Here is a 15,149-nt window from a genome sequence, read left to right as displayed (position 1 = left end):
TTGATTGTCATTAAACAGCAACATTTCAGGTTTTAAATCCGCCTCGGGCCTCCTTAACTGGGCCACCACACAATCTCCCGGACTGAGGTATTACCGTGATACTGCTGACTAAAAAACGCTTGTCGCTTCTGATCGCTTCGCTGTGCCTCAGCGGTGTGGCCCACGCGACTGACGTAACAGGCGCTGGTTCGAGCTTCGTTTTCCCGGTTATTTCCGCGTGGTCCCAGGACTACAGTAAAAGCAACGACTCCAAAAACCGCATCAACTATCAGTCGATCGGTTCGGGTGGTGGTATTGCTCAAATCAAAGCAGCGACTGTCGATTTCGGCGCTTCCGACGCTCCGATGTCCGCTGAGGACCTGCAAGCAGGCGGTCTGGGCCAGTTCCCGAGCGTGATCGGCGGTATCGTGCCGATCGTCAACGTTGAAGGCGTTGAAAGTGGTCAGCTGAAGCTGGATGGCGCTGTAATGGCCAAGATCTTCATGGGCGAAATCAAGACCTGGAACGACCCGGCGATCGTTGCGCTGAACCCTGGCGTGAAACTGCCGAAAACGGTGATCACCGTCGTTCACCGTTCGGACGGCTCGGGCACCACTTACAACTTCACCAACTACCTGAGCAAAGTCAGCCCGGAGTGGAACGAGAAGCTGAAGTTCGGTTCGACCGTTCAGTGGCCGGCCGGTGTGGGTGGCAAGGGTAACGAAGGTGTTTCCGCCTACGTGAAGCAGATCAAGGGTTCGATCGGCTACGTTGAGTACTCCTACGCCGTCACCAACAAACTGTCCTACACCCAGTTGAAGAACGCCGCCGGCAAGTTCATCAAGCCAGACGCCAAGGCTTTTGCCGCCGCTGCCGATTCGGCCAAGTGGGAAGATGCCAAGGACTTCAACCTGATCATGACCAACGCGCCGGGTGACACTGCGTGGCCGATCACGGCGACTACCTGGATCATCATGTACAAGAAAGCCAAGAACGAAGAGAAAAGCGCTGCGACTTTCGACTTCTTCAAATGGTCCTTGGAAAACGGCCAGAAACAGGCCGAAAAACTTGAGTATGTTGCTTTGCCGAAATCGCTGGTCGAGCGCGTAGAGAGCTACTGGAAAACGGAATTCACCAAGTAAGTGATTCAACCCGTACCACCCCTGTCATCAGCCGCGATATCGGCTCGGTGACAGGGGCTTTTCCTTGCGAGTGGCCTCAACATGACTGAAAACACCCAATACCTGTCCGCGAATGTCTCCGCTGGTGAGTCCGAAGGCGAGAAGCGCGCCAAACGGGATCATCGTCATGACCTGTGGTTCAAGCGTTCATTGCAAGCCGCAGCGATGCTGGTGCTTGCTTTGCTGGGTTGTATTGCCTTGTCGACCCTCTGGGGCGGCAGTCTGGCATTCCAGACCTTCGGGTTCGAGTTTCTGACCAGCACCGAATGGGATGTGAACGCCGGCAAGTTCGGCGCACTGGTTCCTATCTACGGCACCCTGGTGACTTCTTTTCTGGCCTTGCTGATCGCCGTTCCGGTGAGCTTCGGCATCGCAATCTTTCTGACCGAAGTAGCTCCGCCTTGGCTGCGCATGCCGATTGCCTCTGCAATCGAACTGCTGGCCGGTATCCCTTCGATCATCTACGGCATGTGGGGGCTGTTTGTATTCGGCCCGTTCATGGCTGAGCATCTTTCACCCTGGATTACCGAAAACCTCGGCGCATTGCCGGTGATTGGTCCGATGTTCCAGGGGCCGCCACTGGGCATCGGCATGCTGACTGCCGGTATTGTCCTGGCGATCATGATCACGCCGTTCATTACCTCGGTCATGCAGGAAGTTTTCCGCACTGTACCTGTTGCGCTCAAAGAGTCGGCTTATGCATTGGGCGGCACTACCTGGGAAGTGGTCTGGGACATCGTGCTGCCTTACACCCGTTCTGCGGTAGTCGGTGGCATCTTCCTGGGCCTGGGACGCGCGTTGGGCGAGACGATGGCAGTGACCTTCGTGCTGGGTAACGCTCACCAGTTCTCTGCATCGCTGATGATGCCGAGCAGTTCCATTGCCTCGGTAATCGCCAACGAGTTCAACGAGGCCTACACCGACTTGCACCGTTCGGCATTGATCGCACTGGGCTTCCTGTTGTTTGTCGTCACCTTCATCGTGCTGGCCCTTGCACGTCTGATGCTGTCGCGCCTTTCGCGTAAGGAGGGGTTATGAGTAAGGACATGACGGGCAGCGAGCGCATTTACCGGGCTCGCAATCTCAAAAACAAGATCGCTATGGTGTTCAGCTGTGGCGCCACTGCGTTTGGCCTGCTGTGGCTGGTCTGGATTCTGCTGACCACCATCATCAAGGGTATCGACGCACTCAACCTGCAACTGTTCACCGGCATGACGCCACCGCCTGGCACCGCCGGCGGTTTGGCCAACGCGTTTTATGGCAGCGTTCTGATGTCCGGTATCGGTCTGCTGATCGGCACGCCTATCGGCTTGATGGCCGGAATCTGGCTGGCCGAGTTTGCCCGCTACACCAAGCTGGGCAACACCGTGCGCTTTATCAACGACATTCTGCTGTCGGCCCCCTCCATCGTGCTCGGTCTGTTCGTCTACACGGTCGTGGTATTGCCACTCAACGCTGTGACAGGCCATCAGGTCGGCTTTTCGGCGCTGGCGGGTGCCTTGGCGCTGGCCCTGCTGGTGATCCCGGTTGTGGTGCGCACCACCGACGAAATGATGCAACTGCAGCCCTCGACCATGCGCGAAGCTGCGCTGGCACTGGGTGTGCCGCAATGGAAGCTGACCCTGCAAATCGTCTTGCGCGCCGCCAAGGCGGGCGTGGTCACAGGTGTGTTGCTGGCGCTGGCACGTATCACCGGCGAAACCGCTCCATTGCTTTTCACCGCTTTCGGCAACCAGTTCTGGAGCAGTGACCTGCTCAAACCAATCGCCAGTGTCCCGGTGGTGGTTTTCCAGTACGCGATGAGCCCGTTCGAAGACTGGCACTCCCTGGCGTGGGCCGGTGCACTGGTCATGACGCTGTTCGTACTGATACTGAGTCTGCTGTCTCGCTTAATTCTTCTGCGCAATAGGGCGTCCTGATGAACAACCTTTCCCTGGCCAACGAAAAGACCAAGATCCAAGTGCGCGGTCTGGAGTTTTTTTACAATAACCAGAAGTCGTTGAAGTCCATCGACATGACCATTCCCGAGAAGCGCATCACTGCGATCATCGGCCCATCGGGTTGCGGCAAATCGACTCTGCTGCGCGTGTTCAACCGCATCTACGCGATGTACCCGAAGCAGGAAGCGCGCGGCGAAGTGCTGCTCAATGGCGAGAACATATTGGCGCCGGGCTATTCGATGAACCGCCTGCGCAGTCATGTGGGCATGGTATTTCAGAAACCAGTACCGTTCCCGATGTCTATCTACGACAACATTTCCTACGCCATCAAACACCACGAAAAGCTGTCACGCCGCGAAATGGAAGACCGCGTAGAGCAGGCGCTGCGCGGCGCGGCGCTGTGGGATGAGGTCAAGGACAAGCTCAAGCAAAGCGCGACCGGCCTGTCCGGTGGCCAACAGCAGCGTCTGTGCATCGCCCGCACGATAGCGCTGCGCCCTCAAGTGCTGTTGCTGGATGAGCCAACCTCGGCGCTCGATCCGATCTCGACCGGTCGTATCGAACAGTTGATTACCGAGCTCAAAGAGCAGTTCACCGTGATCATCGTGACCCACAACATGCAGCAGGCCGCACGTTGCTCGGATTACACCGCGTTCATGTTCATGGGCGAATTGATCGAGCACGGCGACACCGATACCATCTTCACCAAGCCCTCCAAGAGCCAGACCGAAGACTACATCACCGGTCGTTTCGGCTGATCACTCAGCCAGGGCGGGCGCTTCCCGGCGCTCGCCCATGAACTCCTCGATCCTGCTGCGCAACCAGCGCTCGGCAGGGTCGCTGTCCATCACGCTCAGCCATGTCATCGACAGGTCCAGCCCCGGCGTGGGGAAGGGCAACGGCTCGTCATACAGCAAACCCAAGGCGCTCATGGCCTTTGCCGCATAGTCGGAAAGGCCCGAGATCATGTCCGTGCCTGCCATCAGCGCGGGCAGGGTTGTGAATTGCGGCACCGACAGCACCACCTGGCGCTTACGGCCCAGCGCAGTCAGCCACTCATCTGCAAAACTGCTGACACTCGCCACGTGCGATACCACAACGTGCGGCCTGGAGCAGTATTCGTCCATGCTCATCGGGCCAGACGGCTTGTCGGCCCGCACCAGCCGGGGCTGCACGTTACGCAGCGTCTTGCGCTTGGCATTGGCCGGCAACTCGCGAGTCAGGCAGACGCCAACGGTGATGTCGCCGGACATCAGAACTTCGGAGATATTCAGGTAATCGACGTGCGTGACCACGATCACCACCCCGGGGGCTTCATGGCGAATGGCCTTGAGCATGGCGGGCAGCAGGCCGAACTCGACATCGTCGGTCAGGCCGATACGAAAGGTCATCTTGCTGACCGACGGGTCGAAGTCGGTGGTCAGGCTCAGTGCCGTGGACATGGCGTCCAGTGCGGGCGTCAAGTGCTTGAGGATCTCGTGGGCACGAGCGGTGGGCTCCATTCGGTGACCGACCCGGATGAACAGCGGATCGTTGAGCAGGCTGCGCAGCCGGTTCAGTGCGGCGCTGATCGTGGGCTGGCCAAGAAACAGCTTCTCCGCTGCGCGGGTCACGTTACGCTCCTGCATCAAGGTCTCGAAGACCACCATCAGGTTGATGTCGGCCTTGCGCAGTTCATTTCGATTCATTGCTATTCCTTGGCATCAGACCCTGCTGGCCACGACGGCCCGTAACGGACGGCTCAGTCTAGGCAAGCGCAGCAGGGAGCGTCCAGCGTTTTGCCTCGACGGTGTCTGTGTGCCGAAACGTCTGCTTACGGTTCTATGGGTAGGAAAAGGGCGAATCTGTTGTGGGAAACAGGGTCTACTTGCAGGTCTGCTGCTGTGGTTCAGCGTTCAAGCATTTGATTTCATCTACGGGAGGTGCCCTTATGCGGGCTGCAAAGATTGCCGGTGTATTGATGTCGTTGGCGCTGCCAGGCGCGGCGCTGGGCGATACACCCAGCTACGGCCAGCAACTGGAAGGTTTTACCTATCCTCATCCGCTGAAAAAGTTCGAGTTCCAGTCACAGGGCCAGCCCCTGCAAATGGTCTATATGGACGTACAACCCACAGGCAAGGCCAATGGCCGCACTGCCGTGCTGCTGCACGGCAAGAACTTCTGCGCGGCTACTTGGGAAGACACCATCAAAAGCCTGAGTGCGGCGGGGTATCGGGTCATCGCGCCCGATCAGATTGGTTTCTGCGCATCAACCAAGCCTGAGCATTATCAATACAGCTTTCAGCAACTGTCGATGAACACCCATGTATTGCTGGAGAAGCTGAGAGTCGACAAGGTCTCGGTGATCGGGCATTCCACCGGCGGTATGCTGGCCACTCGATACGCATTGATGTATCCGAAGCAGACTGAAAAACTGGTAATGGTCAACCCGATCGGCCTGGAAGACTGGAAAGCCCTTGGCGTGCCTTATCGCAGCGTCGATCAGTGGTATGAACGCGAATTGAAGACTACGGCAGACGGGATTCGCGCCTACGAACAGAAGACCTATTACGACGGCCGCTGGAAGCCCGAGTATGACAAGTGGGTCGATATGCTGGCTGGTTTGAACAAGGGCCCGGGCCACAAGGTAGTCGCCTGGAACTCGGCGCTTATCTACGACATGATTTTCACCCAGCCGGTGTTTTACGAATTTCCGAAGTTGCAGGTGCCAACCGTGTTGATGATCGGTGACGCGGACACCACGGCCATCGGCAGTGACATCGCGCCGCCGGAGGTCAAAGCGAGAATTGGCCAATACAAGGTACTGGGCAAGCAGGTCGCGCAGATGATTCCCGGCGCTAAACTCGTCGAGTTCAAGGGCATGGGTCACGCGCCGCAAATGGAAGACCCGGCGGGCTTCAACGCATCACTGGTGTCCGAGCTTCAGTGAACCATTGGTATGCCCAGCGACAGCCGGATTACGGTTGTCGCTGGGGATTCTTGCACGCTAGACCGCAACCTCCACCTGCTTGCCATTCAGACGCACCGGCCAGACGTCCAGCTGCTGGTCAGGGTATTCGATGCAGCTGCCGTCGCGCAGCCGAAAATGCTGCTTGTATAACGGCGACGCAATAACCAGCTCACCGCTTATCTGCCCGATCAGGCCGCGTCCGATCACATTTGCCCCGGACTTGGGGTCGCGGTTGTCGATGGCAAAGAGTTGTTCGCCCTCTGGCGCTTCAGGCAGGTAGATCAGTGCTATCTGCTTACCTTCCAGCCACGCCACAACACCGGAATTGGCGACCAGATCTTCACGCTCACACAGCGCATTCCAATGCACAGCCTGCGCGGCGTGGGTATTTTCTTCGGCGAATGTTGCGTCGTTCAGGTTCATCACACCACCTCCTTGAACAGCGGGATAAGGGCCAGTTCTTCAGGTTTTGCCGGGCGACGCTGGGCACGTTCCTTGACGAAATGCACGTCAGGATCGCTGCGTCCGTCATTGACGAAGGTGCGGAAACGCTTGAGCTTTTCCGGGTCTTTGAGGGCATTGGCCCATTCGCATTCGTAGCGGTCGACCACCAGTTGCATCTGTGACTCCAACTCGGCCGCCAGGCCCAGGCTGTCGTCAAGGATCACCGCCTTGAGGTAGTCGAGGCCGCCTTCCAGTGTTTCTCGCCACACTGAGGTCCGCTGCAGTTTGTCGGCGGTGCGGATGTAAAGCATCAGGAAACGGTCGATGTAACGAATCAGGGTCTCGTCATCCAGGTCAGTGGCAAACAGCTCGGCGTGACGTGGGCGCATGCCGCCATTGCCGCACAGGTACAGGTTCCAGCCGTTCTCGGTGGCAATCACGCCGACGTCCTTGCTCTGCGCTTCGGCGCATTCGCGGGTGCAGCCGGAGACTGCAAACTTGAGTTTGTGCGGCGAACGCAGGCCCTTGTAGCGGTCTTCGATACGCAACGCCATGGCGACGCTGTCCTGCACGCCGTAGCGACACCAGGTGCTGCCGACGCAGGATTTTACGGTGCGAGTCGATTTGCCATAGGCATGGCCGGTTTCGAAACCGGCCGCGATCAGTTCGCTCCAGATGTCCGGCAGTTCGTGCAGTTGCGCGCCAAACAGGTCGATGCGTTGGCCGCCGGTGATCTTGGTGTACAGGTCATATTTTTTGGCCACGGCGCCAATCGCGATCAGGCCGTCCGGAGTGATTTCACCACCCGGGATGCGTGGCACCACAGAATAGGTGCCGTTTTTTTGCATGTTGGCCATGAACGTGTCGTTAGTGTCCTGCAATGGCACCAGCGAGGGCTCGGTGATCGGACGGTTCCAGCACGACGCCAGGATCGATCCGACTGCAGGCTTGCAGATGTCGCAGCCGTGGGCGCCTTTGCCGTGGCGGGTCAGCAGCTCTTCGAAAGTTTCGATGCCTTCGACGCGCACCATCGAGTACAGCTCCTGGCGGGTGTAGGCAAAGTGTTCACACAGGCTTTTGTCGACCGCTACACCACGTGCCACAAGCTCATGTTCAAAAACCTGCTTGAGCAATGCCGTACAGCCACCGCAACCGGTCGCCGCCTTGGTGCAGGCCTTGATCCCGGCGAGGTCGGTGCAGCCGTTATCGATGGCTGAACAGATCGAGCCCTTGCTGACGTTGTGGCACGAGCAGACCGTCGCCGTGGCAGGCAGAGCATCGACGCCCAGCGTCGGCGCGCCCTCGCCACGCGGCAAAATCAGGCTCGACGGATCAGCGGGCAGGGTGATGCCGTTCTGGGCGTACTGCAGCAAGGTGTCGTAGTAGCTGTTATCGCCGACCAGTACGGCCCCGAGCACTTGTTTGCCGTCAGCCGACACGACCAGGCGGCGATAGCTGGCAGTGGCTTCGTCGATGTAGCGATAGCTGACCGCGCCAGCCAGCGCGCCATGCGCGTCGCCGATGGAGCCAACGTCCACGCCCAGCAGTTTGAGCTTGGTGGACATATCGGCACCGAAGAACGCATCGGTGTCTTTTTCGCACAACTGCGCTGCCACCCCGCGGGCCATCTGATAACCGGGCGCCACCAGGCCGAACACGCTGCCGTTCCAGGCTGCACACTCGCCGATTGCATAAATGTCGGCGTCACTGGTGCGGCAATGCTCATCGATTGCGACACCACCGCGTGGGCCGAGCTCCAGCTCGCACTGTCGCGCCAGAGCGTCTTGCGGACGGATGCCTGCCGAGAACACGATCAAGTCTGTTTCAAGAAATTCATCATTGGCAAAGTTCATGCGATAGCGATATTGCTTGCCGTCGCTGATCGACTGCGTGGCACGGGATAAATGCACACCGACGCCCAACGCTTCGATGCGCGCCTTCAACGCGGCACCGCCGTGATCATCCAGCTGCACTGGCATCAGGCGCGGGGCGAATTCCACCACATGAGCCTCAAGCCCCAGCGACTTCAGCGCATTGGCCGCTTCCAGCCCCAGCAAACCGCCTCCGACCACCACACCACGCCGCGCTTTGGTGGCGGCGTAACGAATGTTGTCCAGATCCTCGAGGGTTCGATAAACCAGTCGCGAGTCGCCCTTGGCGCCTTCAATCGGTGGCACGAAAGGGTAGGAGCCGGTGGCGAGGATCAGTTTGTTGTAACTGAAGCAGCCTTCTGCGGTGATGATCTCGTGGCGTTCGCGATCAATCTCCAGCACAGGCACGCCCAAGTGCAAGGTCAGGCCCGTCTGCTCGTAGACCGACATCTCGCTCATGGCCAGCGACTCGGCATCGCGGCCGGTGAAATATTCGGAAAGATGCACGCGGTCGTAGGCACGCTGCGATTCTTCGCCGAACACATGAATGCGGTAGCGCTCGAGGGCACCGCCAGCAATCAACTGCTCGACGCAATGATGCCCGACCATTCCGTTACCGACGACGATCAGGGTTTTTACATCGTTGAGGGGGAAGACTGTGTTCATAGCGAGTCCCGGCCGAGGCCAATCAGGTTTTTTTTACGCAAAAAAAAGCGCCCGGAACCTTTCGGTTCCAGGCGCCTTTGCCTGTTCTCTTATGGGTGTTCGGGGTGCAATCGAGCCACGTTGCCGGATGCACCTGAGTAGCCCTCTGGTCTCTGCGAGACTGGCGATCTACAGCGATCAACCGGGGCAGGCCCGACCACATTCATGGTAGGGTTATAGTGAATTATGCAGAGGTTGTGCCAGTTTTCAGCTGCGGCTGCTCAGGCACTGTGTGGTGGCGTCTGGAGAGCAACGTGTCAGATTGTGCACATCAGTTCTTGCCTTGCATTGGTGCGAGTGGCCTGTGTGCTGCCTCAAATGCGGTCGAGATTTCAGTCTGTACATCTTCGCGAACAACTTCGCTCCCACCGCCTTTGGCCAGAGTAAAGGAAAGGCTTGTGCAACGCGCGAGCAATGGTACGAGGGGCGGCTAACTTACTCTGCCTGGCTCAGAATTTGTATTAACCTGCGACCCCCAGCCAAGCCAATTGCCATGAATATCATCATTACCGAAGTACATCCCGCCGACATACCGCACACCGTCGACTTCGTCATGCGGGCCCGTGCCGAGATATTTCCATTGCTCGATACCGTGACCGTGCCTCCTGATCTAGCCGGTTTCGAACAGGTTTACCTGAGTGGCGAAAACGGAAAATTCCTGATTGCCCGCTGTGACGAGCGAATAATCGCCGCCGTAGGCTATCTGCCTTACGACCATCGTTTTCCGCAATTCGACTACACAGGGCGTAGGACCGTCGAGATCGTACGCCTGTACGTCGCGCCCCAATTTCGCTGCGATGGCCTGGCCAGCCGGCTATGTCAGGCGCTTTGGGCTCATGCCGATGCTGATGCGATAGAGGTACTTTATCTGCACACCCACCCGTTTCTGCCAGGTGCCATCCGTTTCTGGGAAAAGCAGGGCTTTGCCGTGACCGATGTGGAAAGCGATCCGGTGTGGAACACGACCCATATGGAGCGTGTGCTGTAGAAGGCGAAAAGGGGAGGCATTCAACGGCCCCCCGGTTGCCGATCAGCGCGGGTGACGCTGGCGTGCGGTCTTGAGCAGGTCTTCCGGCGTGATGTGGCCAACCACCGATTTTGCCGCCGCGCTGCCTGGCAATGGCAGATCAAGGATGTGGCCTTTCATCTTGCCGATCACGTGCATTTCACAGGGCTTGCAGTCGAACTTGAGGGTCAGCACTTCGTCACCGTGCACCAGTTGCATCGGCGCGACCTTGGTGCGCACGCCTGTGACGCCCTTTGCCTGTTTGGGGCAGAGGTTGAACGAGAAGCGCAGGCAGTGCTTGGTGATCATCACCGGCACCTCTCCCGTCTCTTCGTGAGCCTCGTATGCTGCGTCAATCAGCTGTACGCCATGACGATGATAGAAATCGCGGGCTTTCTGGTTGTAGACGTTGGCCAGGAAAGACAGATGCGAATCTGGATAAACCGGCGGCGGTGTGGTCTCGGCCTTGCGTCCACCGCGCGGGTGAGCCTTGACCCGGGCTTCGGTCAGCGCCTCGATGGCGTCGCGGCGCAGGGTCTTGAGCTGCGAGTTGGGCACGAAGTAAGCCTGTGGCGCGTCGAGCTTGACCCCCTGAGCGTGGTAGATCGTGGTGCCCAGCTGGGTAAGCAGGTCACGCAGTTGATCCAGTGCCTGCTCGGGCTTGTTGGCAGCACCAAACGGGCCGTCCAGGCCAACTGTCACGTTCACGCCTTCCTCGCTGATGGCATTCAGGCTCAGATGCTCCTCGCGCAGCATGACCTGCCACTGGATGCCGATGCGGCGCTCGGCTGAGGTTTTTAGCAATGCCTGCTGCCAGTTGTGATCCAGGTTGCGGTTCAGCGGATGGTTCGGTCGCACGCGGGAGAGGGCTGCCGGCATTTCGTTCGGCTCTACGCGATAGCGCCAGCGCTTCTGGCCGTCTTCTTCGAATTCGCCTTTGAGTTCGGCGATGTTGGCCCGAAAGCCCACCACTTCACGTTTGATCTGCACGTTGAGGCCGTCACCGTTGGACAGCGGCTCATGGGTGACTGCGATCAGATCACGCTTGCCAAGTTTTTCGACGGTACCCACTGCCAGGCCGGTGAAGGTCGGCGTATCGAACGCGCCGATATCGATCTTGCGGTCGCTGACAAAATAATCGGTGCTGCCACGGTGAAAAGTCTTTTCCGGGTCAGGCACGAAGAAGTGCGCGGTATGCCCGCTTGATGCGCGTGCCAGGTCCGGGCGATCCTCGAGAATCTCGTCCAGACGCTGGCGGTAATAGGCGGTAATGTTTTTGACGTAGGCTGCGTCTTTATAACGACCTTCGATCTTGAACGAGCGCACGCCGGCATCGACCAGATCGCTCAGGTTGGCGCTCTGGTTGTTGTCTTTCATCGAAAGCAGGTGTTTTTCGAATGCGACGACGCGGCCCTGATCATCCTTGAGCGTGTAGGGCAGGCGGCAGGCTTGCGAGCAGTCGCCACGGTTCGCGCTGCGGCCGTTTTGCGCGTGGGAGATGTTGCACTGCCCGGAGAACGCCACGCACAGCGCGCCATGAATGAAGAACTCGATGGTCGCGTCGGTTTCACTGGCGATTTCACGGATTTCCTGCAGGTTCAGCTCGCGAGCCAGCACCAGTTGCGAGAAACCGGCCTGATCGAGAAACTTTGCCCGACCGAGAGTACGAATATCGGTCTGGGTGCTGGCATGCAGTTCGATGGGCGGGATATCCAGTTCCATGACCCCAAGGTCCTGAACGATCAGCGCATCGACGCCTGCGTCGTAGAGCTGGTGGATCAGCTTGCGGGCGGGCTCCAGCTCGTCGTCATGCAGGATGGTGTTGATCGTGGTGAAGATCCGTGCGTGATAGCGATGGGCGAATTTCACCAGCTCGGCAATATCACTGACGTCGTTGCAGGCGTTGTGTCGCGCACCAAAGCTCGGCCCGCCGATGTACACCGCGTCGGCACCATGCAGGATGGCTTCACGGGCGATGGTCACGTCCCGTGCAGGGCTGAGCAATTCCAGGTGGTGCTTGGGTAACGACATGGCAACGGGATCCGGCAGCGGCAAAGCGCGCATTGTAGTGCCACAGGCGGCGCGGCGCACCTGTTGCCGGTTCCTGCCTGTCACGGGCTGACCACCGGCGTAGCGTCAGATTGAGCGCAATCGCAGGATTTTCGTGCCGTCGAAAGGGTCGATCAGCCAGTGCGCAAGGACGCCGAAGGTGCTGAGCAGACGTTCCGGTGTGAGGACTTTCTCCGGCGCCCCCAGCGCCACCAATCGGCCTTTTTCCATGACCGCCACCCGGTCGCAATCCAGCGCCTGATTCAGGTCGTGCAGGGCAATCACTGTCGTCACCGGCAAGGCTCTGACCAGGCCGAGAATAGTCAGCTGATGCTGGATGTCCAAGTGGTTGGTCGGTTCGTCCAGCAGCAGGATTCGCGGTCGTTGAGCCAGCGCTCTGGCGATATGAACGCGTTGCCGTTCGCCACCGGACAGGGTATGCCAGGCACGTTTCTGCATGTGCAGCATGTCCACGTCCTGCAGGGCCTGGTGAACGATGGCATCGTCCTCGGCGCTCCAGGGTTCCAGCGCTGACAGCCAGGGCGTGCGTCCCAGCTCGACGGCGTCCAGCACGGTCACTGCGTCGCTGGTTTCAGCCTGTTGTTCGACCACGGCCAGCATACGCGCCACGTCTCTGCGGCTCATGGCTGATAGTGGCTGATCACCCAGCGTGACCCTGCCAGTGACCGGCTTCTGAATACCGGCCAGCAGCTTGAGCAGGGTGGATTTGCCCGAACCGTTGGGGCCGACCACGGCCAGCGTTTCGCCTGCCGTGATGTTCAGGTCGACATCCTTCAGCAGTGCAGTGCCCCGTACCGAGTAGCTCAGGCCCTTGCAACCAAGTACCGGTGCGCCAGACAGATGTGGGAAGGCGTTCATCGCGTGCTGTTGCCCCGGACAAGAATCAGTGCGAAGACCGGTGCGCCGATCAGTGCAGTTATCACCCCGATCGGCAGTGCCTGCCCCTTGATCAGAGTGCGCGAAAGGATGTCGGCGGCGATCAGAAACAGCGCGCCGCTCAAGGCGCTCAGGGGCACCAGCCGTGCGTGACGTACGCCGACCAGCATGCGCACCGCGTGCGGAATCACCAGCCCTACAAAACCGATGGAGCCGACAATCGAGACCATGATCGCGGTGACCAGTGCTGCTGTGGCGATCAGGATGATCTGCACGCGCCGTACCGCTATGCCGAGAGACGCTGCCGAGTCGCTGCCGAAGGTGAAGGCGTCCAGCGCGCGTCTGTACCAGAGGCACACCAGCAGACCCACCAGCACCGTCGGCACGGCCAGCCAGACCGAATGCCAGCGTACGCCGCTGAGGTTGCCCAGCAGCCAGAACATGATGCCCCGAGCCTGCTCGGAACTGGCGGATTTGGTGATCATGAACGAGGTCAGCGCGTTGAATAGCTGTGAGCCGGCGATACCCGCCAGAATGATCTGCACGGAGGCAGTGGTGCCTCGGGATGAATGCGCCAGCAGGGCGACCAGCGAAAACGCTGCCACGGCGCCAGCGAATGCACCGGCCGACATGGAAATTGCGCCTGCCCCGAAGCCCAGAATGGCCACCAGTACCGCGCCGGTCGAGGCCCCGGCAGAAATACCCAGCAAATACGGGTCGGCCAGCGGGTTGCGCAGCAACGATTGCAATACCACGCCGCAGATCGCCAGGCCGGCCCCACAGGCTGCCGCCACAATGGCGCGGGTCAGCCGGTAATTCCAGACGATGCCTTCATCGATAGGGTCGAGCACATAGCCGGCTGCCCAGAGTTTGTTGGCCAGTACCTGAAAAACCACCTTCAGGCTGATCGAGGTTTCACCTATCGCCGCGCCAACCATGATCGCCAGCACCAGCACGGCGGCAACCCAGACCAGATGGCCAAGCGCTACAGGCAGTCTCATCGTGCGGCGTTGAAGCGATTGGCGGCGTCGGCCAACTCTTCGAAACCGGTGAACAGGCGCAGGCCGGCCTGCATGCCCTCGGCGTCGATGATAACGATCCGGTCATGCTTGACCGCATCCATGTTGCGCGTTACCGGGTCGGTCTTCAGAAATTCGATCTTCTTCTGGTAGTCGTCGGCTGGAAAGCGGCGACGATCCATGCGCGCGATCACCAGAATACTCGGGTTGGCCTTGGCAATGGTTTCCCAGCCTACGGTTGGCCATTCTTCATCGGACTGGACGATGTTGCGCATGCCCAGACTGTTGAGCATGAAGTCCGGAATGCCTTTGCGGCCCGCCACGAAAGGATCGCTGGCGATGTCCGAGCTGGAAAACCAGAACAGCGCTGACACATCGTTGGCCTTGTTCTGTCTGACGTTGGCAATCGCCGCGCTCAGGCGCGCCTTGAGGTCGGCGACCAGCGTAGCGCCGCGATCCTGCACATCGAAAATCTGCGCCAGCTGTTCGATGCTTTTGTAAATGGTCTCGATGCGGAACGGCTCAAGGCGCGTGCCATCGGCGCCGACCAGATTGTCTTTGCCCTCGCAATCGGACGGCAGGATATAGGTCGGGATCTTCAGGTCATGAAACTGCTCGCGGGTACCGACCGCGCCCTGTTTGCCGACCATCCATTCCAGTTGCACGACCACCAGTTCAGGACGCTTGCCGATCACCGCTTCAAAGCCCGGTTCGTTATCGGCCAGACGTTCTACCTTGTCGTTCTGCGCCTTGAAGCGCGGCAGCACATTGTTGAACCACAGCGAAGTGCCGACCAGCTTGTCGCCCAGGCCCAGCTCATAAAGCATTTCGGTGCCAGCCTGGCCAATGGTCACGGCTTTGCCGGGTGCGTGGGCGAAGGTCAGGGACGAGCCGCAGTTTTCAAGGGTCAAGGGATATTGCGTGGGCGCGGCAAAGGTCAGCGTGGACAGCGTCATGCAGGCAGCGAGTGCGGCGAGGCGGGGCAACGACATGAAGTGCAGTCTCCATTGGGACAGGTGCCAAGGCGCAATGCACATAGGAAAACACATCCCCGGCGTGTCAAAAAAGACCGGGCACGGCAGAAACTGCCGACGCGTGCGGATGTCCT

Annotated in this window: 13 protein-coding genes; 6 read left to right on the top strand and 7 right to left on the bottom strand. The window is 59.3% G+C overall.

The window, feature by feature from the left end; all coding sequences use genetic code 11:
* Positions 1 to 95: 95 nt before the first annotated feature.
* The 4 genes from pstS to pstB all read left to right on the top strand — a co-directional run bounded on the left by pstS (position 96) and on the right by pstB (position 3,858).
* On the top strand, positions 96 to 1,121 hold the full coding sequence (gene pstS / locus POR16_RS13890; protein WP_005893959.1) for a phosphate ABC transporter substrate-binding protein PstS: 1,026 nt from the start codon (positions 96 to 98) through the stop codon (positions 1,119 to 1,121).
* 81 nt (positions 1,122 to 1,202) lie between these two features.
* Positions 1,203 to 2,198 (top strand): phosphate ABC transporter permease subunit PstC, encoded by a 996-nt coding sequence (gene pstC, locus POR16_RS13885; RefSeq protein ID WP_005893960.1) that lies wholly within the window; start codon positions 1,203 to 1,205, stop codon positions 2,196 to 2,198.
* Positions 2,195 to 3,079, top strand: coding sequence for a phosphate ABC transporter permease PstA (gene pstA / locus POR16_RS13880; RefSeq protein ID WP_005893961.1), 885 nt, complete (start codon positions 2,195 to 2,197; stop codon positions 3,077 to 3,079). The genes pstC and pstA overlap by 4 nt, the downstream gene beginning before the upstream one ends.
* Positions 3,079 to 3,858 (top strand): phosphate ABC transporter ATP-binding protein PstB, encoded by a 780-nt coding sequence (pstB, locus tag POR16_RS13875; protein WP_024646511.1) that lies wholly within the window; start codon positions 3,079 to 3,081, stop codon positions 3,856 to 3,858. Before pstA ends, pstB begins: the two co-directional genes overlap by 1 nt.
* Here the strand turns inward: pstB and POR16_RS13870 are convergent, their stop codons facing one another.
* Positions 3,859 to 4,788 carry a LysR substrate-binding domain-containing protein gene (locus tag POR16_RS13870; protein ID WP_005893965.1) on the bottom strand — a complete coding sequence of 310 codons (930 nt, stop codon included), beginning with the start codon at positions 4,786 to 4,788 and terminating at the stop codon, positions 3,859 to 3,861.
* Between the two features lie 242 nt (positions 4,789 to 5,030).
* Here POR16_RS13870 and POR16_RS13865 point away from each other — a divergent pair, with 242 nt between their 5' ends.
* On the top strand, positions 5,031 to 6,029 hold the full coding sequence (locus POR16_RS13865) for an alpha/beta fold hydrolase (protein ID WP_122381172.1): 999 nt from the start codon (positions 5,031 to 5,033) through the stop codon (positions 6,027 to 6,029).
* Between the two features lie 57 nt (positions 6,030 to 6,086).
* Here POR16_RS13865 and nirD read toward each other — a convergent pair whose 3' ends face one another.
* Both nirD and nirB read right to left on the bottom strand, forming a co-directional pair.
* Positions 6,087 to 6,473, bottom strand: coding sequence for a nitrite reductase small subunit NirD (gene nirD, locus POR16_RS13860; RefSeq protein ID WP_005893968.1), 387 nt, complete (start codon positions 6,471 to 6,473; stop codon positions 6,087 to 6,089).
* Complete coding sequence (gene nirB / locus POR16_RS13855; protein WP_024669419.1) at positions 6,473 to 9,031, bottom strand: nitrite reductase large subunit NirB; 2,559 nt, start codon at positions 9,029 to 9,031, stop codon at positions 6,473 to 6,475. The genes nirD and nirB overlap by 1 nt, the downstream gene beginning before the upstream one ends.
* A 532-nt stretch (positions 9,032 to 9,563) precedes the next feature.
* Between nirB and POR16_RS13850 the strand changes: the two genes are divergently transcribed.
* The gene (locus POR16_RS13850; protein WP_005893971.1) at positions 9,564 to 10,058 is read left to right on the top strand and encodes a GNAT family N-acetyltransferase; all 495 of its coding nucleotides are present in this window, start codon (positions 9,564 to 9,566) and stop codon (positions 10,056 to 10,058) included.
* Positions 10,059 to 10,100: 42 nt separating this feature from the next.
* On the opposite strand, the gene POR16_RS13845 is transcribed toward POR16_RS13850, so the two are convergent.
* From POR16_RS13845 to POR16_RS13830, 4 genes are all read right to left on the bottom strand, one after another.
* Positions 10,101 to 12,107, bottom strand: coding sequence for a peptidase U32 family protein (locus tag POR16_RS13845; protein ID WP_005893972.1), 2,007 nt, complete (start codon positions 12,105 to 12,107; stop codon positions 10,101 to 10,103).
* Positions 12,108 to 12,212: 105 nt separating this feature from the next.
* Positions 12,213 to 13,004, bottom strand: coding sequence for an ABC transporter ATP-binding protein (locus POR16_RS13840; RefSeq protein WP_005893973.1), 792 nt, complete (start codon positions 13,002 to 13,004; stop codon positions 12,213 to 12,215).
* Positions 13,001 to 14,023 carry a FecCD family ABC transporter permease gene (locus POR16_RS13835; protein ID WP_005893974.1) on the bottom strand — a complete coding sequence of 341 codons (1,023 nt, stop codon included), beginning with the start codon at positions 14,021 to 14,023 and terminating at the stop codon, positions 13,001 to 13,003. Before POR16_RS13835 ends, POR16_RS13840 begins: the two co-directional genes overlap by 4 nt.
* Positions 14,020 to 15,033 (bottom strand): ABC transporter substrate-binding protein, encoded by a 1,014-nt coding sequence (locus POR16_RS13830; RefSeq protein WP_005893976.1) that lies wholly within the window; start codon positions 15,031 to 15,033, stop codon positions 14,020 to 14,022. The genes POR16_RS13835 and POR16_RS13830 overlap by 4 nt, the downstream gene beginning before the upstream one ends.
* Between the last annotated feature and the right edge of the window lie 116 nt (positions 15,034 to 15,149).

The sequence above is a fragment of the Pseudomonas coronafaciens pv. oryzae str. 1_6 genome, from assembly GCF_000156995.2.
In the GTDB taxonomy this organism is placed as follows: Bacteria; Pseudomonadota; Gammaproteobacteria; order Pseudomonadales; family Pseudomonadaceae; genus Aquipseudomonas; species Aquipseudomonas tremae.
This window is presented reverse-complemented; position numbering and strand designations above follow the sequence as displayed.